Source organism: Nocardioides cremeus (genome assembly GCF_030518195.1).
In the GTDB taxonomy this organism is placed as follows: domain Bacteria; phylum Actinomycetota; class Actinomycetes; order Propionibacteriales; family Nocardioidaceae; genus Nocardioides; species Nocardioides cremeus.
This window is the reverse complement of the sequence record NZ_JAULSC010000012.1, coordinates 1-21,721: the sequence shown is the minus strand read 5'-3', so window position 1 is coordinate 21,721 and position 21,721 is coordinate 1. Positions and strand designations below refer to the sequence as shown.

At 74.2% G+C, this 21,721-nt stretch carries 22 protein-coding genes; 19 read left to right on the top strand and 3 right to left on the bottom strand.

Features of this window, described 5'->3' with window-relative positions; translation table 11 throughout:
* The 12 genes from QWJ41_RS12680 (at position 1) to QWJ41_RS12625 (ending at position 11,012) form a co-directional block, all read left to right on the top strand.
* Complete coding sequence (locus tag QWJ41_RS12680; RefSeq protein WP_302708696.1) at positions 1 to 714, top strand: prepilin peptidase; 714 nt, start codon at positions 1 to 3, stop codon at positions 712 to 714.
* Positions 715 to 727: 13 nt separating this feature from the next.
* Positions 728 to 1,915 carry a chorismate synthase gene (aroC, locus tag QWJ41_RS12675; protein ID WP_302708694.1) on the top strand — a complete coding sequence of 396 codons (1,188 nt, stop codon included), beginning with the start codon at positions 728 to 730 and terminating at the stop codon, positions 1,913 to 1,915.
* Positions 1,916 to 1,944: 29 nt separating this feature from the next.
* On the top strand, positions 1,945 to 2,427 hold the full coding sequence (locus tag QWJ41_RS12670; RefSeq protein WP_302708829.1) for a shikimate kinase: 483 nt from the start codon (positions 1,945 to 1,947) through the stop codon (positions 2,425 to 2,427).
* Complete coding sequence (gene aroB, locus QWJ41_RS12665) at positions 2,424 to 3,542, top strand: 3-dehydroquinate synthase (protein ID WP_302708692.1); 1,119 nt, start codon at positions 2,424 to 2,426, stop codon at positions 3,540 to 3,542. The genes QWJ41_RS12670 and aroB overlap by 4 nt, the downstream gene beginning before the upstream one ends.
* The gene (locus QWJ41_RS12660) at positions 3,539 to 3,976 is read left to right on the top strand and encodes a type II 3-dehydroquinate dehydratase (protein ID WP_302708690.1); all 438 of its coding nucleotides are present in this window, start codon (positions 3,539 to 3,541) and stop codon (positions 3,974 to 3,976) included. Before aroB ends, QWJ41_RS12660 begins: the two co-directional genes overlap by 4 nt.
* A 60-nt stretch (positions 3,977 to 4,036) precedes the next feature.
* Complete coding sequence (gene efp, locus QWJ41_RS12655; RefSeq protein ID WP_193669369.1) at positions 4,037 to 4,600, top strand: elongation factor P; 564 nt, start codon at positions 4,037 to 4,039, stop codon at positions 4,598 to 4,600.
* 7 nt (positions 4,601 to 4,607) lie between these two features.
* Positions 4,608 to 5,021, top strand: a complete 414-nt coding sequence (gene nusB / locus QWJ41_RS12650) for a transcription antitermination factor NusB (protein WP_302708687.1) — start codon at positions 4,608 to 4,610, stop codon at positions 5,019 to 5,021.
* 61 nt (positions 5,022 to 5,082) lie between these two features.
* Complete coding sequence (locus tag QWJ41_RS12645; protein WP_302708685.1) at positions 5,083 to 6,483, top strand: dihydrolipoyl dehydrogenase family protein; 1,401 nt, start codon at positions 5,083 to 5,085, stop codon at positions 6,481 to 6,483.
* Positions 6,483 to 7,301 (top strand): DUF1206 domain-containing protein, encoded by an 819-nt coding sequence (locus QWJ41_RS12640; protein WP_302708683.1) that lies wholly within the window; start codon positions 6,483 to 6,485, stop codon positions 7,299 to 7,301. Before QWJ41_RS12645 ends, QWJ41_RS12640 begins: the two co-directional genes overlap by 1 nt.
* Positions 7,298 to 8,671, top strand: coding sequence for a dihydrolipoyl dehydrogenase family protein (locus QWJ41_RS12635; RefSeq protein WP_302708681.1), 1,374 nt, complete (start codon positions 7,298 to 7,300; stop codon positions 8,669 to 8,671). Before QWJ41_RS12640 ends, QWJ41_RS12635 begins: the two co-directional genes overlap by 4 nt.
* An 86-nt stretch (positions 8,672 to 8,757) precedes the next feature.
* Positions 8,758 to 9,939 carry a MinD/ParA family ATP-binding protein gene (locus QWJ41_RS12630; RefSeq protein ID WP_302708679.1) on the top strand — a complete coding sequence of 394 codons (1,182 nt, stop codon included), beginning with the start codon at positions 8,758 to 8,760 and terminating at the stop codon, positions 9,937 to 9,939.
* Between the two features lie 38 nt (positions 9,940 to 9,977).
* Positions 9,978 to 11,012, top strand: a complete 1,035-nt coding sequence (locus QWJ41_RS12625; protein WP_302708677.1) for an NADPH:quinone reductase — start codon at positions 9,978 to 9,980, stop codon at positions 11,010 to 11,012.
* 1 nt (position 11,013) lies between these two features.
* Here the strand turns inward: QWJ41_RS12625 and QWJ41_RS12620 are convergent, their stop codons facing one another.
* Positions 11,014 to 11,433: a PPOX class F420-dependent oxidoreductase gene (locus QWJ41_RS12620; RefSeq protein WP_302708675.1), complete on the bottom strand. Its 420-nt coding sequence runs from the start codon at positions 11,431 to 11,433 to the stop codon at positions 11,014 to 11,016.
* 45 nt (positions 11,434 to 11,478) lie between these two features.
* On the opposite strand from QWJ41_RS12620, the gene QWJ41_RS12615 reads away from it, so the two are divergent.
* The 7 genes from QWJ41_RS12615 to QWJ41_RS12585 all read left to right on the top strand — a co-directional run bounded on the left by QWJ41_RS12615 (position 11,479) and on the right by QWJ41_RS12585 (position 19,824).
* Entirely contained in the window at positions 11,479 to 13,245 is a 1,767-nt protein-coding gene (locus QWJ41_RS12615) for an ATP-binding protein (protein ID WP_302708674.1), read from the top strand.
* Positions 13,246 to 13,308: 63 nt separating this feature from the next.
* Positions 13,309 to 13,908: a bifunctional pyr operon transcriptional regulator/uracil phosphoribosyltransferase PyrR gene (pyrR, locus tag QWJ41_RS12610; protein WP_302708672.1), complete on the top strand. Its 600-nt coding sequence runs from the start codon at positions 13,309 to 13,311 to the stop codon at positions 13,906 to 13,908.
* Positions 13,905 to 14,837 carry an aspartate carbamoyltransferase catalytic subunit gene (locus tag QWJ41_RS12605; protein ID WP_302708670.1) on the top strand — a complete coding sequence of 311 codons (933 nt, stop codon included), beginning with the start codon at positions 13,905 to 13,907 and terminating at the stop codon, positions 14,835 to 14,837. Before pyrR ends, QWJ41_RS12605 begins: the two co-directional genes overlap by 4 nt.
* The gene (locus QWJ41_RS12600; protein WP_302708668.1) at positions 14,837 to 16,141 is read left to right on the top strand and encodes a dihydroorotase; all 1,305 of its coding nucleotides are present in this window, start codon (positions 14,837 to 14,839) and stop codon (positions 16,139 to 16,141) included. The genes QWJ41_RS12605 and QWJ41_RS12600 overlap by 1 nt, the downstream gene beginning before the upstream one ends.
* A gap of 1 nt (position 16,142) precedes the next feature.
* Positions 16,143 to 18,647, top strand: coding sequence for an ATP-dependent helicase HrpB (hrpB, locus tag QWJ41_RS12595; protein WP_336623293.1), 2,505 nt, complete (start codon positions 16,143 to 16,145; stop codon positions 18,645 to 18,647).
* A gap of 9 nt (positions 18,648 to 18,656) precedes the next feature.
* Positions 18,657 to 19,151 (top strand): hypothetical protein, encoded by a 495-nt coding sequence (locus QWJ41_RS12590; protein WP_302708666.1) that lies wholly within the window; start codon positions 18,657 to 18,659, stop codon positions 19,149 to 19,151.
* A 112-nt stretch (positions 19,152 to 19,263) separates the two neighbouring features.
* On the top strand, positions 19,264 to 19,824 hold the full coding sequence (locus QWJ41_RS12585) for a hypothetical protein (protein ID WP_302708664.1): 561 nt from the start codon (positions 19,264 to 19,266) through the stop codon (positions 19,822 to 19,824).
* Here the strand turns inward: QWJ41_RS12585 and QWJ41_RS12580 are convergent.
* Together QWJ41_RS12580 and QWJ41_RS12575 are read right to left on the bottom strand one after the other, a co-directional pair.
* Positions 19,815 to 20,384 (bottom strand): hypothetical protein, encoded by a 570-nt coding sequence (locus QWJ41_RS12580; protein ID WP_302708663.1) that lies wholly within the window; start codon positions 20,382 to 20,384, stop codon positions 19,815 to 19,817. The two genes, QWJ41_RS12585 and QWJ41_RS12580, sit on opposite strands and share 10 nt — an antisense overlap.
* Positions 20,385 to 20,430: 46 nt before the next feature.
* Entirely contained in the window at positions 20,431 to 21,612 is a 1,182-nt protein-coding gene (locus QWJ41_RS12575) for an HNH endonuclease (RefSeq protein WP_302708661.1), read from the bottom strand.
* Between the last annotated feature and the right edge of the window lie 109 nt (positions 21,613 to 21,721).

Sequence of the window (21,721 nt, the reverse complement as noted above, 5' to 3'; positions counted from 1 at the left end):
GTGGAGCTGCTCGTCGCGCTGGCGGCCGTCGCGCTCGCCGCCGCCGGCGGCGCCCTGGGCCCGTCCGTCCTGCGCCGGCTGCCCGACCCGCCGCCGGGCGACCACCCGGCCGACGAGCCCGACCCGCCGTCGTACGCCGACGTCGCGGCCACGCGGTCCCTCGGCCTGCCCCTCGGCGCAGGGCTCGCGCTCGTCTCGGGCGCGGTGGTCGCCCTGGTCGCGGCGCTGCTGGGCACCGGCTGGCTGCTGGCCTACGTCACCGTGGCGACCCCGGTCTGCGCGCTCCTGGCCCACGTCGACGCCCGCACCCGGCTGCTGCCCAAGCGGGTCGTGCTGCCGGCCACGGGCGCCCTGGTGCTGCTGGCGCTGGGGGAGTGGGCGGTCACCGGCGAGCACACCGACGTGCTGCGCGCGGGCGTGGCGATGCTGGCGCTGCGCTCGTTCTTCTGGGTCCTGTGGTTCGCGCACTCGGCCGGCATGGGCTTCGGCGACGTGCGCCTGGCCGCGCTGGTCGGTCTCGTGCTCGGCCGCGCCGGCGTTGCGGAGACGCTGGTGGGCGCCTACGCGGGCTTCCTGGTGCTGGCCCTGCCGGCGCTCGTCGTGGCGGTGGTGCGTCGTGACCGGTCGCGGCTGCGCCAGGCCAAGCCGTTCGGCCCGGCGATGATCGTGGGCGCCCTGGTTGGACTCCTGGCAGGACCCCTCCTGCTGCCGTGAAAGACTGGGCCACATGCTGCGTTGGCTCACCGCGGGCGAGTCCCACGGCCCCTCTCTTGTCGCGATCCTGGAAGGGCTCCCCGCCCATGTCCAGGTCACCTCCGACGACGTCGCCGAGTCGCTGGCCCGGCGCCGCCTCGGCTACGGCCGCGGAGCCCGGATGAAGTTCGAGCAGGACGAGGTCACCTTCACCGGCGGCGTCCGCCACGGCCGCACCCAGGGCGGACCGGTCGCGATCATGGTCGGCAACACCGAGTGGCCGAAGTGGGAGAAGGTGATGTCGGCCGACCCGGTCGACCAGGCCGAGCTCGACGCGCTGGCCCGCAACGCCGCCCTGACCAGGCCCCGTCCGGGCCACGCCGACCTGGCCGGCATGCAGAAGTACGACTTCGACGAGGCCCGCCCGGTGCTCGAGCGCGCCTCGGCCCGCGAGACCGCGGCCCGCGTGGCCCTGGGCCGCGTGGCCACCAACTTCCTCGAGCAGGCCTGCGGCGCCGGCGTGGTCTCCCACGTCGTCGAGCTCGGCGGCGTCCGCGCCCCCGACGGCTCCTGGCCCGCCGACGCCTCGGCGGCCACCGTCACCGCGCTCGACGACGACCCGGTGCGCTGCTTGGACCCCGGCACCTCGCAGGCGATGGTCGAGCGCATCGACGCCGCCCACAAGGACGGCGACACCCTCGGCGGCGTCGTCGAGGTCGTCGTGCACGGCCTGCCGCCGGGCCTGGGCTCGCACGTGCACTGGGACCGTCGCCTCGACTCGCGGCTCGCGGGCGCCCTGATGGGCATCCAGGCGATCAAGGGCGTCGAGGTCGGCGACGGGTTCGCGCTGGCCGCGACCCCCGGCTCGCTGGCCCACGACGAGATCGTGGCCGGCCCCGACGGCATCCGGCGCACCAGCGGACGCGCGGGCGGCACCGAGGGCGGGATGACCACCGGCGAGGCGCTGCGCGTGCGGGCGGCGATGAAGCCCATCGCGACCGTGCCCCGTGCCCTGCGCACCATCGACGTCGCCACCGGCGAGGAGGCCGTGGCCCACCACCAGCGCTCCGACGTCTGCGCCGTGCCGGCCGCCGGCATCGTCGCCGAGGCGATGGTGGCGCTGGTCGTCGCCGACGCGCTGCTGGAGAAGTTCGGTGGCGACTCGGTCGCCGAGACCCGGCGCAACGTCGAGGGCTACCTGCAGGCGCTGAGGTACCGGTGAGCGCTCCCCGCGTGGTCCTCGTGGGCCCGATGGGCGCCGGCAAGACCACCGTGGCCACGCTGCTGGCCCAGCGCTGGGGCGTGGCCGTGCGCGACACCGACCACGATGTCGAGGCGGGCGCCGGGCGGGAGATCTCCGAGATCTTCGTCGACGACGGCGAGGCGGCCTTCCGCGAGCTCGAGCGCGCCGCCGTCGCCACCGCGCTGGCCGAGCACGACGGCGTGCTGGCCCTGGGCGGGGGAGCGGTGCTCGACCCCGCCACCCGCGAGCAGCTCGCCGGGCACACCGTCGTCTTCCTGCGCGTGGGCCTGAGCGACGCCGTCAAGCGCGTCGGCCTCGGCGTGGGTCGCCCGCTGCTGCTGGGCAACGTGCGGGCCCGCATCAAGGCGCTGCTCGACGAGCGCACCCCGGTCTACGAGTCGGTCGCCACGCACACCGTGACCACCGACGCCCGCAGCCCCGAGGAGGTCGCCGACGAGGTCGTCGCGCTCCTCGAGGAGGCATCCCGGTGAGCACCCCCGCCGCCCCGCCCACCACGCTGCACGTCGGCGGCGCGTCGCCGTACGACGTGGTGGTCGGGCACGGCGTCGCCGACCGGCTCGTCGGGCTGCTCGGCGAGCAGCCCCGCCAGGTCGCGGTGGTGCTGCCCGAGACCCTGCGCACCCTCGCGGCGCCGGTGCTCGAGGCGCTGCGCGGCGCCTACCTCGTCACCGAGCTCGTGGTGCCCGACGGCGAGGCCGCCAAGACCGCGGAGAGCGCCGCCGGCTGCTGGGAGCAGCTCGGGACGGCCGGCTTCACCCGCTCCGACGCCGTGGTGACCTTCGGCGGCGGCGCCACCACCGACCTGGGCGGCTTCGTGGCCGCCACCTGGCTGCGCGGGGTCCGCGTCGTGCACGTGCCGACCACGCTGCTGGCGATGGTCGACGCGGCGGTGGGCGGCAAGACCGGCGTCAACACCGCCGCCGGCAAGAACCTGGTCGGCTCCTTCCACGAGCCCGCCGGGGTGCTCTGCGACCTGTCCCTGCTCGAGACGCTGCCGCGCCCCGACCTGGTGGCCGGGCTCGGCGAGGTCGTCAAGTGCGGCTTCATCGCCGACCCGCGCATCCTCGACCTGGTCGAGGGCACCGATCCCGAGGAGCTGCTGGCCGCGGGCTCCCCGGTGCTGCGCGAGCTGGTCGAGCGCTCGGTGCGGGTCAAGGTCGACGTCGTGGTCGCCGACCTGCGCGAGACCGGCGGCGCCGGCGGGCACCCCGGTCGCGAGGCCCTCAACTACGGCCACACGATGGGCCACGCGATCGAGCGGGCCGAGGACTACACGATGCGCCACGGCGAGGCGGTGGCGATCGGCTGCGTCTTCGTGGCCGAGCTGGCCCGGCGCGCGGGGCGCCTCGACGACGCGACGGCCGAGCGGCACCGCACCGCCTTCGCCCGGGTCGGCCTGCCCGTCTCCTACGCTCGCGCCGACTACGACACGCTGCGCGCCGCGATGGCGGTCGACAAGAAGTCGCGCGGCGACCAGCTGCGCTTCGTGGTGCTCGAGGAGGTCGGGCGACCGGTCGTGCTGGCCGGGCCCGACGAGGAGCACCTGCGCGGCGCCTACGAGACGATGACGGGAGCAGGCCGGTGAAGGTCCTGGTGCTCAACGGGCCCAACCTCGGCCGGCTGGGCCGCCGGCAGCCCGAGATCTACGGCACCACTACCCACGCCGAGCTCGTCGAGCGCTGCGTGGCCTGGGGGGCCGAGCGCGGGATGCAGGTCGAGGTGCGCCAGACCAACCACGAGGGCGTGCTGGTCGACTGGCTCAACGCCGCCGCGGACGACGAGACGCCCGTCGTGCTCAACGCCGCCGCCTGGACCCACTACTCGTACGCCGTCCACGACGCCTGCGCCCAGCTGGTGGCGCCGCTCGTCGAGGTGCACCTCTCCGACCCGCGCACCCGGCCCGAGGAGTTCCGGCACCACTCCGTGGTGACCGCCCACGCCGTCGAGGTCGTCGCCGGGCACGGGGTGGAGGGCTACCGGATGGCCCTCGACGTGCTCGCGACCCGCGCGGCGACGTAGACTCGCGCGCTGTTGTCCCGCCCCTCCAACGACCCTCGACGAAAAGGCTGACGTACGCGCATGGCATCGACCAACGACCTGAAGAACGGCATGGTTCTCTCCATCGACAACGGGCTGTGGTCCGTCGTGGAGTTCCAGCACGTCAAGCCGGGCAAGGGCCCCGCCTTCGTGCGCACCAAGCTGAAGAACGTCGAGTCCAACAAGACCGTCGACAAGACCTTCAACGCCGGCACCAAGGTCGAGACCGCCACGGTCGACCGCCGCACCATGCAGTACCTCTACAACGACGGCACGTCCTACGTGTTCATGGACATCAGCACCTACGACCAGCTCGAGATCGCGCCCGAGATCGTCGGCGACGCCGCGAACTTCCTGCTCGAGAACAACGAGGCCATCGTGGCCACCCACGAGGGCCGGGTGCTCTTCATCGAGCTGCCGCCGTCGGTCGAGCTCGAGATCACCTTCACCGAGCCCGGCCTGGCCGGCGACTCGGCGACCGGTCGCACCAAGCCGGCCACCCTCGAGACCGGCCACGAGATCCAGGTCCCGCTCTTCATCAACCAGAACGAGAAGGTCAAGGTCGACACCCGCGACTCCTCGTACCTGGGCCGCGTCAAGTCGTGACCGCCTGATGTCGGCACGCACCAAGGCCCGCAAGCGCGCCCTCGACGTGCTCTTCTCCTGCGAGCTGCGCGACGAGACGCCGCTCGAGGCGCTCGAGCGCGTCCTCGCCGAGGGCGAGCGCCCCACCACCGAGTACACCGTCACCCTGGTGCGCGGTGTCGCCGAGCACCAGGCGCAGATCGACGAGCTGCTGTCGTCGTACTCCGAGGGCTGGACCCTGTCCCGGATGCCCGCGGTCGACCGCAACGTGCTGCGCCTGGGTGTCTTCGAGCTGCTGCACGTCGACGACGTCCCCGACGCGGTCGCGGTCTCGGAGGCGATGTCGCTGGTGCGCGAGCTGTCGACCGACGAGTCGCCGCAGTTCGTCAACGGCGTGCTGGGCACCATCCAGCGCAACAAGGTGAGCATCCTCGGAGGCTGAAGGGCTTCATCCCTCCGGGCGGGTGACCCTGGGTGTCGTCGGCAGCGGGCATGCTGTCCTGATGAGCGAACCGACACCCGACAGCACCCAGGTCGACCTCGTGGTGGTCGGGCTGGGCCCCGGGGCCGAGTCCCTGGCCACCGGTGCCGCCGAGGCGGGCCTGCGCGTCGTCGCGGTCGACAAGCACCTGGTCGGCGGGGAGTGTCCCTACTACGGCTGCGTGCCGTCGAAGATGATGCTCCGCGCGGCCGACAGCCTGGCCGAGGCCCGGCGCGTCTCCGAGCTCGCCGGCGAGGTGCAGGTGGTGCCGTCGTGGGCCCCGCTGGCCGAGCGGATCTCCACCGAGGCCACCAGCGGCTGGGACGACCAGGTCGCCGTCGACCGGCTCGAGGCCGCCGGGGTCACCTTCCACCACGGGGTCGGGCGTCTGGACGGACCGGGCCGGGTGGTCGTCGAGCTGCCCGACGGCTCGACGCGGGCCTACGAGGCCGACCGGGGCGTCGTGCTGAACCCCGGCACCCGCCCGGCCGAGCTGCCGATCGAGGGCCTCGCGGGCACGCCGTACTGGACCAACCGCGACGCGGTGCAGGTCACCTCGCTGCCCGGCTCGCTCGTCGTCATCGGCGGCGGACCCATCGGCGCCGAGATGGCGCAGGTCTTCCAGCGCTTCGGCGTGCGGGTCACGCTGCTCGAGGCCGGCCCGCGCATCCTGGGTCCCGACGAGCCCGAGGCCTCGCAGGTCCTCGAGGAGGTCTTCGTCGCCGAGGGGATGCGGGTGATGACCGGCGTCGAGATCACCTCGGTCGGCCACGCCGACGGCGGCTTCGAGGTCGCCCTCGGCTCCGGTGACGTGCTGCACGCCGACCGGCTGCTGCTGGCCGCCGGCCGCACGCCCAACCTCGACGACGTCGGGCTCGAGACGGTCGGTCTCGACCCCTCCGCGCGCACCGTCGAGGTCGACGAGCGGATGCGGGCCGGCGACAAGCTCTGGGTCGTCGGCGACGTCACCGGCAAGGGCGCCTTCACCCACGTCGCGATGTACCAGTCCGCGATCGCGCTGCGCGACATCACCGGTCAGGACGGCGCCCCCGCGCAGTACCACGCCGTGCCGCACACCACCTTCACCGATCCCGAGGTCGCCGGCGTCGGGATGACCGAGCAGCAGGCCCGCGACGCCGGGCTGCGCGTGCGCGTCGGAGCCGCGCCCCTGGAGTCGTCCTCCCGGGGCTGGCTGCACGGCCCTGGCGGGCGCGGCTTGATCAAGGTCGTCGAGGACGCCGACCGCGGCGTGCTCGTCGGCGCCACCGCGATGGGGCCCTCGGGCGGCGAGGTGATCGGCTTCCTGGCCGTCGCCGTGCACGCCGAGGTCCCGGTCGCCACCCTGCGCACCATGATCTACGCCTACCCGACGTTCCACCGCACCATCGAGACCGCCCTCGGCGACCTGGAAGAGGCTTCCTGATGAGCTCCGCAACAGACTTCGGCAAGGCCGCCGAGGGCCACCGGTGGGTCGACCACGCCGCCCGCGCCGGGATGATCGCCTACGGCGTGGTCAACCTGCTGATCGCCTGGCTGGCGCTGCAGCTGGCCTTCGGCGACCGTGAGGGCAGCACCACCAGCACCGGCGCGATGAGCCAGCTGGCCCAGCAGCCCTTCGGCAAGGTGCTCGTGTGGCTGGTCGCGGTCGGCATGCTGCTGCTCGTCGGCTGGCGAGTCCTGGAGGCCGCCTTCGGCCACGACAGCGAGGACGGCGCCAAGCGCACCGGCAAGCGGGTCTTCAGCGCCGGCAAGGCCCTGATCTACCTCGCGATCGCGATCAGCGCGATCCGCGTCGCCACCAGCTCCGGCGGCGGCGGCGGCAAGGGCGGCGGCACCGACTCGACCACCAGGACCCTGATGGACCTTCCCGGCGGACAGGTCCTGGTCTTCCTGCTCGGTGCGGGGATCATCGGCTACGGCGTCTTCCAGATCTACCACGCCTGGAGCGAGGGCTTCCGCAAGAACCTCACCTCGGAGGGCAAGAGCGGCGACTCAGGCTCGGCGTACGTCGCCTTCGGCAAGGCCGGCTACACCGCCAAGGGCATCGCCGTCGGGATCGTGGGCGGGTTGTTCATCTACGCCTCCGTCACCCACTCGGCGAAGAAGTCCGGCGGTCTCGACGTGGCGCTGCAGAAGGTGCTGCAGCAGCCCTACGGCCCGTTCCTGCTCGGGGCGCTGGCCCTCGGCATCGGTGCCTACGGGCTCTTCTGCTTCGCGCGCGCTCGGCACCTGTCGCGGTGAGCACCACCCACCGTGTCGTCGACGTCGTCGTGCTCGGGGTCGGCTCCGGTGGTGAGCACGTGGCCCGCAAGCTCGGGGCGGCCGGCCTGCGGGTCGTGGCGGTCGACTCGGGCCTCGTGGGCGGGGAGTGCCCCTTCCACGGCTGCACGCCCTCCAAGCTCCTGATCCGCGCCTCCGACGCGCTCGCCGAGGCCCGGCGGGCCGGCGAGCTCGGGGGCAAGGTCGACGTGCAGGCGTCCCTGGGCCCGGCCGCCCAGCGGGTGCGCGAGTCGACCCACGACTGGCACGACGACGCCCACGTCGACTCCCTCGAGGAGGCCGGCGTGCGGCTGGTGCGCGGGCACGGGCGCCTGGCCGGCCCCGGGGTCGTCGAGGTCGACGCCCCCGGCGGGCTGACCCGCCTGGTCGCGACGCGCGGGGTCGTCCTCAACACCGGCACCGAGCCGGCCGTGCCGCCCGTCGACGGCCTGGCCGGCACGCCGTACTGGACGAACCGCGACGTGCTGGCGATCTCGGAGGCCACGGTCTCGTTGGCCCTGGTCGGCGGCGGGCCCATCGGGGTCGAGCTGGCACAGGCCCTGCGTCGCTTCGGTACCGAGGTCACCATCATCGAGGCGGGTCCGCGCCTGCTCGGGCCCGAGGAGCCCGAGGCCGGCGAGCTGCTGGCCGAGGTGCTGCGTGACGAGGGCGTCGACGTGCGCACCGGCGCCGAGCTGGCCCGGGTCGCCCACGACGGCGAGCAGTTCCACCTCGACGTCGACGGCGAGCAGGTCGTCGTCGAGCGCCTCCTGGTCGCCACCGGGCGCTCGGAGAACATCCACGACATCGGCCTCGAGACCGTGGGGCTCGACCCCGGCGCCGACCACGTCGAGGTCGACGAGCGGATGCGCGCCGGCGAGCGCCTGTGGGCCGTCGGCGACATCACCGGGCTCGGTCCGTGGACCCACGTCTCGCTCTACCAGGGCGAGCTCGCGGTGCGCGACGTGCTCGGTGACACCGACGGTCCCTGGGCCGACTACCGAGCGGTGAGCCGGGTGACGTTCACGGACCCCGAGGTCGGGGCGGTCGGGCTGACCGAGGCGCAGGCGCGCGAGCAGGGCATCGACGTGGTCGTCGGCACCGCCGACATCGGCAGCGACCCGCGCGGGTGGATCCACCAGGCCCGGGGCCTGGTCAAGGTGGTCGCCGACCGGCAGACCGGGGTGGTGGTCGGCGCGACCACGATGGCGCCGTACGGCGGCGAGGTGCTGGGCCTGCTCAGCACCGCGGTGCACGCGCAGGTGCCGGTCTCGGTGCTGCGCACGATGCACTTCGCCTACCCGACCTTCCACCGCACCATCGAGGTGGCGCTGAGGGAGACCGGGCTCTAGGCAGCCGACCGGCGCGACGGGCCGGGGTGTGACGGGTCGGGGATCGGGGAAGGAACCCCGGCAGCATCCCTGCTCGAGGAGGAACCATGACCCAGGGCCAGTTCCAGGACCGCTCGGACACCAGCGACCGGCTCTACACGCGCGACGAGCTCGACCGGTTCGCCGCCGGGGTCGGCGACCCCCTCACCGACCCGCTGGGCCCGCCGCCCGCCTGGACGCCGGAGCCGGCGGCCGAGGCGACCCGCGAGGTGCAACCCGTCCCAGCCGCTCCGGCCGCTCCAGCCGTCCCAGCGGCCCCGGCCGACGTCGCCCGGGCCGACGAGCCGCGCCGGTTCATGACCGCCACCGACTTCCTCGACCGCCGCGCCGAGGAGAGCGGGCAGGGGCCCGCGACCTGGGGCTGGCGCGGGGCGCTGAACCGGATGGGTGGCGGGCTCGTGCGCCTGTCGATGGGCCCGGCCGAGCAGGCCCACGAGCAGCAGCGCTCGGCGATCCAGCGTGACTTCGACGGCCCGCGCACCATCGCCTTCATCAACCCCAAGGGAGGCGCGGCCAAGACCACCGGTGTGCTCGCGGCCGGCTACACCTTCGGCACCGTGCGCGGCGGCGGCGTGGTGGCCTGGGACAACAACGAGACCCGCGGCACCCTGGGCATCCGCGGCACCCGCAGCTCGCACCGCAACACCACCCGCGAGCTGCTCGAGGACCTCGGCCGCTTCAGCGACGTCTACCAGTCGCGCATCGGCGACCTGGGCGCGTTCGTGCGCTCCCAGGGCGACGCGCACTTCGACGTGCTGGCCTCCGACGAGCGCCCCGACGTCACCGGGATGATCCACGCCGACGACTTCGCCGCCGTGCACTCGCTGCTCGAGCGCTTCTACCGGATCATCCTCGTCGACACCGGCAACAACATGCGCGCCGAGAACTGGCTGGCCAGCGCCGAGCAGGCCGACCTGCTCGTGGTGACCAGCACGGTGCGCGAGGACACCGGCTACTCCGGGCTGTGGATGCTCGACGCGCTGCAGGACGCCGGGCACACCGACCTCAAGCACAAGTGCGTGACCGTGCTGTCCGACCCCTCGCCGAAGGTGGACGCCAAGCTCGCCGCCGACCTCGTCGACGTCTACGAGCAGCGCACCCGCGCGGTCTACCGGGTGCCCTACGACGCCGCCCTGGTGTCCGGCTCCGTGGTGCCGTACGCCGAGCTGTCCCGCGCCACCCGCCGCTCCTGGCTCGAGGCGTGCGCCGGGATGGCGCAGGCGCTCTGAGCGGGAACAAGCGGGCCGCCCCCGGCGCTGAGACCCACATGCGAGCAGTCGTCTACAGCCAGACCGGTCCCTCCTCCGTGCTCTCCGTCGAGGAGCGCCCGCTGCCCGAGCCCGGACCGGGCGAGGTGCGGGTGCGCGTCGTGCGCGCCGGGGTGAACCCGACGGACTGGAAGTTCCGCGCCAACGCGAAGAACGGTCCCTGGGACGAGGTCGTGCCGGGCCAGGACGCCGCCGGCGTCGTCGACGCGGTCGGCGAGGGCGTCGACGGGTTCGCCGTGGGCGACCGGGTCTGGACGATCCTGGCGCAGTGGGCCCGCCCGGGCGGCACGGCCGCCGAGCACACGGTGCTGCCCACGGCCTGCGTGGTCCCGCTGCCGGCGGGGGCGTCGTACGACCTGGGCGCCTCGCTGGGGGTGCCCGCGGTGACCGCCCACCGCGCGCTGACCGCCGGTGAGGACGCCACACGCCTGGTTCCCGGCGCTCTCGAGGGCCGCACGGTCCTCGTCGCGGGTGGCGCCGGTGCCGTCGGCAACGCCGCGATCCAGTTGGCGGTCTGGTCGGGTGCGACTGTCGTGACCACCATCAGCAGCGACGAGAAGGCCGACCTGGCGCGCGCCGCGGGCGCCCACCACGTCGTGAACTACCGCACCGAGGACGCCGCTGCCCGCATCAAGGAGATCGTGCCCCAGGGTGTTGACCTGGTGGTCGAGGTCGCCCTGGCCGAGAACCTGGCGCTCGACGTCGAGGTGCTGCGCAACCGCGGGACGCTGGCCTACTACGCCGACAACGGTGGCGCCGAGGCGGCACTGCCGGTGCGGGCCAGCTTCGCCAAGAACCTGCGGCTGCAGGGCCTTCTGCTCTACACCCTCGGCGAGGACCTGCTGGCCGCCGCGGCCGAGGACGTCACCGCCGCCGTGGCCGCGGGTGCGCTCCGGGTCGGCGACGACGTCGGCGTGCCGCTGCACCACTACCCGCTCGAGGAGACCGCCGCCGCCCACGACGCCGTCGAGGCCGGCGCCGTCGGCAAGGTGCTCATCGACGTCGCTGCCGATCCCGAGAGCGACGCGGGCTGAGTCAGTCCTTCGCCTTGCCCCAGCCGTGCCAGCGGTCGATGCGCATCCAGGCGCTGGTGCGCGGCGACTCGCGGTCGGGGTAGGCGCGACCGGCGTAGTGCTGGGAGAGCCGGTCGATGTCGACCAGGCCCTCGTCGGGCTGGATCTCGACGACCTCGCCGATCAGGGTCACGTGGGTGTACCAGCTCTCCGCGTCGAGCACCGAGAGGCTCAGACGGGGGTCGCGGCGCAGGTGCCCGAGACGCACCCGGGTGTCGTCCATGTTCACCAGCACGGTGCCGGCGCGGGGGCCCTCGGTCTCCAGGAGGTACCAGGTGGGCACCGTGACGGGCGTGCCGTCCTTGCGCAGCGTCGCCACGACGCTCGGGTTGGGTCGACGCAGCAGGTCGACAACGTCGTCGGGCAGGGGAGCGGAGGTCATGGAATCCAGCCTAAGGCGGGGTCCGACCGGGCTAGGCTCCGGCTCGTGCTGCACCCACGGGACCGGACGGGCTGGTCGGACTCGTCGGCGCGCGACGTGCTGCAGCTGATGGTCGAGTCGGTCGCCGAGCTCGTCGGCTTCCGGGTCGCCGCCCTGTCGGTGGTGATCGGCGACGAGCTCGTCACCACCGCCTACACCGGGCCCCAGGAGCTCGACGAGGACGCGTGGGCCAGCGACCCGGCCGCGGTCCTCGAGGAGGTCCTGGAGGTCGCCGAGCCCCGGGGCCGCCTGCACTTCATCGACGGCGAGCGCCAGCACGACCTGGCCGGGCACTGGATCGTGACCCTGGAGGAGCCGGGGAAGGGCCCCGACGCGTGGCACCCGCTCGACGGGCTGCTCGCGGTGCTGCGCGACGACGACGAGGCCCCGGTGGGTGTCCTGTCGGTCGACCAGCCGGTCTCGGGGCGCCGGCCCGGGCCCGAGCAGCTGCGGCTGCTGGAGCGCTACGCCGCCCAGGCCGAGCGGGCCGTGGTCACGACCCTCGAGCGCGAGGCGCTGCTGGCACGCGTCGAGCACGCCGAACGAGCCCGCGGGCTGGTGCGCAGCGCGGCCCTGGGCACCGACGGCACCCTCGAGGACGTCGTCGAGAGCACCCACCGTCCGCTGGTCGAGGGCTTCGCGGCCTCGGCCTCATGGGTCCAGGTCGCCGACGGCGACGGCACCGCGGGTGGCCCGGCGCGGCTGCGTGACGGTACGCCGGTGACGCTGCCCGACGTGGTCGGCGAGGTGGCCCGTCGGATCGCGCCGACGCTGTGGGCCCGCCAGGAGGCGCTGGTCGTCGACCCCGGCCGCGACGGCGACCTGCCCGCCGGGCTGGAGCCGGAGCTGGTCGAGGCCGCCCGCGAGGGCCTGGCCTGGCTGGGGCCCGCCCGACTCCTGGGGGTGCCGCTCGGGGCCGGCCCGAAGGTGCTGGGGTTCCTGGTGCTGACCCGCCGCCCCGGCGACCCGGCCTGGTCGCCCGCGGAGACGGCAGCGGCGCTCGAGCTCGGCCACGACCTGGGTGCGGCCCTGGCGACGGCGTACGCCCTCGAGCGGGAGCGCCGGGTCGTGCACGAGCTGCAGGAGCTGGCCGAGGAGCGGGCCCGGCTCGTCGCGACGCTGACCCACGAGCTGCGCACCCCGTTGACGGTCGTGGCCGGCAACCTGGAGATGCTCGAGGACCTCGGCACCTCGCCCGAGGCGCAGCGCCACCACACGGCGCTGGCCCGGGGCACCGAGCGGATGCAGCAGATCGTCGACGACATGCTCCTGCTGGCCCGGGTCAGCGACCCGACCCACCCGCTGGTGGCCCGCGACGTCGACGTGGCGCTCGTGGTCGCCGACCTGCAGGCCCTGATCGCCCCCACCGCCCTGGCTGAGGGCCTGGCGCTGGTCGTCGACGTCGAGGGCGACGACCTGGTCGTCGCCGGTGACCACGACGAGGTCGACCGGGCGCTGGGCAACCTGGTCAGCAACGCCGTGAAGTACACCGGTCGCGGCGGCACCGTGCGCGTCAGCGCCCGGCGCGAGCGCGACCGGGTGGTCATCGAGGTCCGCGACGACGGGATCGGCATCAGCGACGACGACCAGCGCCGGCTCTTCCGGGCCTTCTACCGCAGCAGCAACCCGGCGGCGCTGCGCCAGCCCGGCACCGGGCTGGGCCTGGTCACCGTCGCCCACATCGCCGAGCGCCACGGCGGCAGCGTGACGCTGCGCTCCGAGCTGGGCGCCGGCACGGTCTTCACGCTCGGGCTGCCGGCGGCCCACTGCTAGGGTGCTCCCGATCGACATCCTTTAACGAGCCGTCCCGTGAGGCGGAGAAGGAGGTCCGGCCACGTGAGTGCGCCTCCCGAGACCACCGACGAGGGCCGCGTGGTCCTCGACGCCCGTGACATCGCCCGGGCGCTGACCCGCATCTCCCACGAGATCCTCGAGCGCAACAAGGGCTCCGAGGACCTGGTGCTGCTGGGCATCCCGACGCGCGGCGTGGGCCTGGCCCGGCGCATCGCCGAGCGGATCGCGGCCACCGAGGGCGTCCAGGTGCCCGTGGGCTCCCTCGACATCACCCTCTACCGCGACGACCTGCGCCAGCAGCCCGCCCGCGGCCCGCAGCACACCGAGGTGCCGCCTGGCGGCATCGACGGCCGCACCGTCGTGCTGGTCGACGACGTGCTCTACAGCGGCCGCACCGTGCGCGCCGCGCTCGACGCCATGCGCGACCTGGGCCGGCCCGACGTGGTGCGCCTGGCGGTGCTGGTCGACCGTGGCCACCGCGAGCTGCCGATCCGCGCCGACCACGTCGGCAAGAACCTGCCCAGCGCCCGCACCGAGCGGGTGATGGTGCGCCTCGACGAGTACGACGGCCACGACGAGGTCCGCATCGCCGGCACCGGCACCGGCACCGGCACCGGGCAGGACGAGGTGGGCGGCGCGTGAGGAAGCACCTGCTCTCGGTCGACGACCTGACCGTCGACGACATCGCCACCATCTTCGCCACCGCCGCCGAGATGCACGACGTGCAGCGGCGCGAGGTCAAGAAGCTGCCCGCGCTGCGCGGGCGCACCGTGATCAACCTGTTCTTCGAGGACTCCACGCGCACCCGGTCGAGCTTCGAGATCGCCGGCAAGTGGCTCTCGGCCGACACCATCAACATCACCGGCAAGGGCAGCTCGGCCTCCAAGGGCGAGAGCCTGCGCGACACCGTGCTGACCATCACCGCGATGGGCGTCGACGCCCTGGTGATGCGCCACTCCGCCAGCGGTGCGGCCCAGCAGGTGGCGCAGTGGGTCGATGCCAGCGTGATCAACGCCGGCGACGGCACCCACGAGCACCCCTCGCAGGCCCTGCTCGACGCCTACACGCTGCAGCGCTCCCTGGGCACGCTCGAGGGCAAGCGGGTGCTGCTGGTCGGCGACCTGACCCACAGCCGGGTCTTCCGCTCCAACGTCAAGTGCCTGACCCGGCTGGGGGCCGAGGTCACGGTCGTCGCGCCGCCCACCCTGATGCCCAGCGGTGTCGACACGTGGTCGCGCGAGGCCGGCTTCGCGACGTCGTACGACCTCGACGAGGCGCTGCCCAAGGCCGACGCGGTGATGATGCTGCGCGTGCAGCGCGAGCGGATGAGCGGCGGCTTCTTCCCCAGCGCGCGGGAGTACACCGTGGGCTACGGCCTGACCCGCGACCGGCTCGCGGTGCTCGGGCCCGACGTGCCGATCTGCCACCCCGGCCCGATGAATCGCGGCCTCGAGATCGCCGCCGACGCCGCCGACGCCGCGCAGTCGCTGGTGCTCGACCAGGTCTCCTCGGGTCTCGCGGTGCGGATGTCGATCCTCTACCACCTGCTGGCCGGCGAAGGAGCCTCCTGATGACCGAGCAGAACACGATCCTGCTGCGGGGTGCCTCGCTGCTCGGCGAGCAGGGCGCCGACGTGCTCGTCGTCGACGGCGTCATCGCCGAGGTCGGGTCGCCCTCGGCCGAGGGTGCGCGCGTCGTCGACGCCGACGGGCTGGTGGCCCTGCCCGGCCTGGTCGACCTGCACACCCACCTGCGCGAGCCCGGTCGCGAGGACGCCGAGACGGTGCTCACCGGTTCGCGGGCCGCGGCGATGGGCGGGTTCACCGCCGTGCTGGCGATGGCCAACACCTCCCCGGTCACCGACACCGCCGAGGCCGCCGAGCGCGTCCACGACCTGGGCCGAGCCGCAGGGCTGGTCGACGTGCACCCGGTCGGCGCGGTCACCAAGGCGCTGGCCGGCGAGGAGCTCGCCGAGCTGGGCCTGATGGCCCGCTCGCGGGCCCGGGTGCGGGTCTTCTCCGACGACGGACGCTGCGTCGCGAACCCGCGTGTCATGCGGCGCGCGCTCGAGTACGTCAAGGCGTTCGGCGGGGTGGTCAGCCAGCACGCCCAGGACCCCGACCTCGCCGGGCCGCAGTCGTGCTGCCACGAGGGCGAGCTGTCGGGCCGCCTCGGGCTGCCGGGCTGGCCCGGTGTCGCCGAGGAGGTCATCGTGGCCCGCGACGTGATGCTCGCGCGCCACACCGGCTCGCGGGTGCACGTCGCGCACGCCTCCACCGCCGGCACCGTCGAGGTGCTGCGCTGGGCGAGGTCGCAGGGGATCGCGGTGACCGCCGAGGTGACCCCGCACCACCTGCTGCTGACCACCGACCTGCTCGGCGACTACGACCCGACGTACAAGGTCAACCCGCCGCTGCGCCCGGCCGAGGACGTCGAGGCGCTGCGCGTCGCGCTCGCCGACGGCACGATCGACGCGGTGGCCACCGACCACGCGCCGCACGCGCGCCACGACAAGGAGCACGCCTTCGTCGACGCCGCCTTCGGCATGCTCGGGCTCGAGACGGCGCTGCCGGTGGTGGCCTCGGTGATGGTCGAGACCGGCCTGATGACGTGGGCCGACGTCGCCCGGGTGATGTCGACGACCCCCGCCGCCATCGCCGGGCTCAAGGGCCAGGGGCGCGGGCTCGAGGTGGGTGCGCCGGCCAACATCGTGCTGGTCGACCCCTCCGCCGACGTGACCGTCGACCGCGACGCCTCGGTCTCGCTCTCGCGCAACAACCCGTGGCACGGTCGCACGTTCGGCGCCTCGGTGCGCCACACGCTGCTGCGCGGTCGGCCCACCGTGCTCGACGGGTCGCTGGTGCAGGAGCACTGACCTGAGCGACGCGCTGCAGCGGCTGCTCGCCGACCCGCCCGACCTGCCGGTCGTCGGCGGGCTGGACGCGCTCCGGACGGCGCTCCGCGAGCGCGGTAGCGCGGTCGTGCAGGCGCCCCCGGGCACCGGCAAGACCACGATGGTGCCGCCCGCGGTGGCCCTGCTCTGCGAGGGCCGGGTCGTGGTGACCCAGCCGCGGCGCATCGCGGCGCGGGCCGCGGCCCGCCGGCTCGCGTCGCTGCTCGGCGAGCCCGTGGGGCAGACCGTGGGCTACGCGGTGCGCGGCGAGCGGCGTACGTCGGCGGCGACCCGCATCGAGGTGGTCACCACCGGGCTGCTCCTGCGCCGGCTGCAGCGCGACCCCGAGCTGCCCGGTGTCGGTGCGGTGGTGCTCGACGAGGTGCACGAGCGCCAGCTCGACGCCGACCTGACCCTCGCGCTGCTCGTCGACGTGCGCTCGGTGCTGCGCGAGGACCTGCTGCTGGTCGCGATGTCGGCGACCGTTGAGGCCGAGCGCACGGCCGCGCTGCTCGGCGACCCCGCGGTGCCGGTGGTCGACGTGCCCGGAGCCCTGCACCCCGTCGAGCGGCGCTGGGGGCCCCTGCCGCCCGGCGTGCTGCGGGTGGACGACCGGGGCGTGACGCCGGGGTTCCTCGACCACGTCGCGGCCACCACCCGCGCGGCCCTGGCCGAGGGAGACGGCGACGTGCTGGTGTTCGTGCCCGGCGTCGCCGAGGTCGACGGCGTCGTACGCCGCCTGGCCGGGGTCGAGGCCGACGTGCGGCCGTTGCACGGCCGGTTGCCGGGGGAGCAGCAGGACCTGGCGCTGAGCCCGGGGCCGCGCCGCCGCGTCGTCGTATCGACCGCGGTGGCGGAGTCGTCGCTGACGGTGCCCGGGGTCCGCTCGGTCGTCGACGCCGGGCTGTCGCGCGAGCCGCGCACCGACCACCGTCGCGGGCTCGCCGGGCTGGTGACCGTGCGGGTCTCGCGGGCCGCTGCCGCGCAGCGCGCCGGCCGTGCCGGTCGTGAGGGCCCGGGCCGGGTGCACCCGTGCTGGTCGGAGGCCGAGCACGCGCACCTGCCCGAGCACCCCGAGCCCGAGATCGCCGTCGCCGACCTGACCGGGCTGGCGCTCGAGCTGGCGGTGTGGGGCAGCCCCGACGGCTCCGGGCTGGCGCTGCTGGACGCGCCGCCGGCGCCGGCGCTGGCCACGGCCCGCGCCACCCTGGCCGACCTGGGTGCCGTGGACGGCTCGGGCCAGGTCACCGACCGCGGGCGCGAGGTCGCGGCCGTGCCGGTCGACCCGAGGCTGGCCCGGGCGCTGCTCGACGGCGCCGCGCTGGTCGGGGCCCGGCGGGCCGCCGAGGTGGTGGCGATGCTGTCGGAGGACGTCCGCCCGCCCGGGGGCGACCTGGTCGCCGGGCTGCGCCAGCTGCGCCGCGGCGGCCCCGGGTCGGGGCCGTGGAAGGCCGCGGTGCAGCGGTTGAACGGGTACGTCGAGAGGGCACCCCGCCCGGCCGAGCAGCTGACCGACGACCTGGCGGTGGGCCTCGTGGTGGCCCTGGCGCACCCCGACCGGGTGGCGCGCCGTCGCCCCGGCGGGGCGGCGTACCTGATGGTGGGCGGCACGGGCGCGGTGCTGCCACGTGGCGAGTCGGCGCTGGCCGGGCTGGAGTGGCTGGCGGTGGCCGACGTCGACCGGCGGGCGGGGGAGCGGGAGGCGCGGGTGCGCTCGGCGGCCCCGATCGATGCCGACCTGGCGCTCGAGGCAGCGGCCGCGCGGTGGGGCGAGGACGACGAGGTCGTCTGGCGCGACGGCCGCGTGGTCGCCCGGCGGGTGACCCGGCTGGGGGCGATAGAGCTGGCCTCGGCGCCGCTGGCCGAGCCGCCGGTCGAGGCCGTGGGTGCGGCGGTGCGTGAGGGCCTGCGCCGCGACGGGCTGGCCGCCCTGCCGTGGAAGGAGTCGGCCCGCGAGCTGCGGGCCCGGCTGGCGTTCCTGCACGCGGCGCTGGGGGAGCCGTGGCCCGACGTGGGTGACGAGGCGCTGCTCGAGGGGTTGGACAGCTGGCTCGACCTGTCGCGGGTGCGGTCGGGGCGCGACCTGGCCCGGCTCGACGTGCCGTCGGGGCTGCGGGGGCTGCTGCCCTGGCCCGAGGCCGCCCGCCTCGACGAGCTGGCGCCGGAGCGGGTCGCCGTACCGAGCGGGTCGTCGGTGCGCGTCGACTACGCCGACGCCCAGCAGCCGGTGCTGGCGGTGAAGCTGCAGGAGGTCTTCGGCTGGGCGAGCACACCCCGGCTCGCCGACGGACGGGTGCCGCTGCTGCTGCACCTGCTGTCGCCGGCTCGGCGGCCGCTGGCGGTGACCGCCGACCTGGCGTCGTTCTGGGAGTCGGCCTACCCGGCGGTGCGGGGCGAGATGCGCGGGCGCTACCCCCGACACCCCTGGCCGGAGGACCCGTGGAGCGCCCCGGCGACGGCGCGCACGAAACGGCGCGAGGGCACCTAGGCTGCGGCCATGATCTCGGTGCTGCTGGCCTTCTCGGGCCCGGATGATCCGCCCGCCAAGTGCTTCCGCACGAACGCCAACGGCGACCTGCCGACCTGCACCTACTCCGGGGGTGAGTGGACCCGCAGCTACCCCTCCGGGTTCGGTCCGTCGGGGGCCGGCGGCGGCGGGTTCGAGGGGCTGTTCGTGCTTCTCTTCGTGGTCGCCGTCGTGCTCGGCGTCGCAGGCACCATCTGGCGGGTCACCACCGCCCAGCGGATGGCCCGCGAGGCGGGGATGAGCGAGCGCGACGCCACGGCGATGACGCTGCTCAGCGACGACGGCTTCGAGGCGACGTACCTGGCCTCCAACCTGCGGGGCCGGCCGACGACGCCGATCCCGGCGCCGACCGCGGGCCGCTCGACGGCCGACCGGCTGCGCGAGCTCGACAAGCTGCGCGCCGAGGGGCTGGTCAGCGACGAGGAGCACGAGCGGGCGCGGCGGGCGATCCTCGAGGAGCTGTAGCCGCTCGATCTCCCCAGCCTGGGGCATTCCGGCCGGTCGGCCCGCGGGTCTAGTTTCGGTGGGTCAGGAGCTGTGGCCGAGTGCTCGACCACGATCGACGAGGGAGACAGCCATGACCACCCCACCTCTTCTGCGCGCCCTGCTGGGCGTGCTGCTCGCCTGCACGCTCGTGGCCGTCGCCGGGGCACCGGCATCGGCCAAGGTCGTGGAGCGCGAGAGCTTCCAGGACGACTTCTCGTTCGTCGACGACGACTTCTGCGGAGCGGGCATCGATGTCCTGGTCGAGGGGGTCGCCGATGTCCGCTACCAGGTCAACACCCGGGGCCCGGACAGCGAGGCCTACTACCTCGAGCACGTCAGGGTGCGGACCATCCTGACCGACCTGGCCACCGGTCAGACGGCCACCGACATCCAGCCCAACACGCTGGGCAAGGACCAGTCGGTCACCGACAACGGCGACGGCACCCTGACGATCGTCTTCCTCGGGACCGGGGGCGCTCGTCTGTACGGCGACGACGGTCGGCTCATCGCCAAGAACTCGGGCCAGGTCAGGTTCGAGATCATGGTCGACGCGGAGACCTTCGAGGAGATCTCGCGGGAGCTGATCTTCGGGTCGACCGGCACCAACGACGACTTCTGCGAGGCCGTGCTGACCGACTGGGGCTACCTCTGACGTGAGCGGTCGGCCGGGGCCCGCACGGTCACGTCGGCACCGGTCACTTGGGTGCCGCGGCGCAGGCCGTCGCGGTAGGACACCTCGATGCCCTCGACCCGGACCACGCCCGGCTGGGTCGTGCGCACGCGCAGGATGAGCTCGTGTCGAGGCTCGCCTCCGCCGGTCAGGAAGCGCATCCCGTCGCTGACGGGCTCGAAGACCCGGCAGATGTTGGTCGGCTCCCGCCTCTGGGCGCCGACGCCGGCAACCTCTGCTTCGGGATCGACCTCGCAGAGGAACACCTCGAGCTCTGCGTCGGCGGTGTCGGAGCGGACGACCGGTGTCGCTGACTTGAGCTCCAGGGTGCGGCGCTCGTCGCGCTCCGGGGTGATGACAGCCCCGAAGTACCACGTCCCGCCGGCGGGGAAGCCCTTGCCGCCGACGCCGAAGCCCCTGGCCTCGTCGAAGACGTCGGGGTGGGTGACCCACCACGCGGTGCTGCCGAGGGCCAGCACCAGGGCGCCGGCCACCGCGAGCGACCAGGCGCGGCGCTTGATCCAGCGCAGTGTGCCGCCCATGGTGCCTCCCGAGTCGAGGGTGGGCGCAGCGTAGCGCCTCGTCGGGTCAGGCGCTGAGGACCCAGTGGCCGGGTGACTGCTCTACCCAGGTGGGTTCGGGTGGGATGCGTCCGGGTGGGTCGGGGGCGCGGGAGTGGGCGGTCTGTCCGGCGGGTGAGGTGATCTCGACGTGGTGGGGGTCGAGGTCGTAGTGGTGCAGGACGCGGTGGTGCCAGCCGGGTTCTTCCTTGAGCTGGTTGCAGGCGGTGCAGAGGCCTTGGCCGTTGGGGGTGCTGGTGGGGCCGCCGGCCTGGTCGGGGGTGATGTGGTCGTGCTGGGCGATGGCGGCGTTGCACCACGGGGTGCGACAGGTGCGGTCGCGCAGGGTGATGAACTGGCGCAGCAGTCCGTCGAAGGTCCGCGAGGTGGATTCCATGGCGACGAGCTGGTCGGTGTCGGCGAAGAGGCGCCGGATCCGGGTGCCCATCTCGGGGGCGCAGGTGACGAGCTTGCGGGCGACGGAGGCGGGTATGGGTCCGCCGGCGCCGCCGTACATCGGCACCACCTCCGCCGGTTCGTCCCCGTCGCCGAGGAGGGTCTCGGCAGACATCACGAGGTTGATCGCGACGGGGCTGGCGGTGGCGGTGGTTTGGCCGGTGAGGCGGGAGACGAACAGGTCGGCCACGATCTGGGCGGTCGAGCGGTCCTCGTCGGGTTGGGTCTTGAGCTGGGCGGCGCGTTGGTGCAGGGACTGCATGATCGCGCTGGCGTGGACGTCGGAGACGATCGCGGTGATCTGGGTGGTGCCGTCGTCTCGGCGCCAGCTGGTGAGGTGGCGGTTGCGGTGGGCGCGTTCGCGGCGGCGGGTGGCGGCGTGGTCGTCGAGGCGCATCGCGATGCGTTGCGCGGCCAGGCGCAGCGCCCGGTCGCCCAGGGGTGCGCTGGTGGCCAGCAGCTCGCCGAGGGCGGTGTCGTAGTCCGGGCGCAGGGCGGAGTGGACGTGGTCGGCTTCGGTGCTGAGGATCTCGGCGCGGTGTTCGTTGATGAGCCCGTCGTCGAGAGCCGCCAGGACGTGAGGCAGGTCGTCGACCAGGGTGCAGGCCAACGACAGCAACCGACCCCCACGGTGCGGTGACTCGTGACGCGCCAGCGCCACCTGCGCACCGACCGAGCGGTCGGAGGCGTCGGGCTGCAGGTCGTCGAGGTGCGCGGTCAGCCTGGCCTGACGGGCAGCGAGGGAGCGTGTCAACTTTTCTGTGTAAGGCGGCCGATCTCTTTACTTTGAGTTGGGCTTACAGGTGGGGGTTGATGCGGTCGGGGTAGGCGATCGCGAGTTGGGCGAGGGCCTGCTTCCAGTT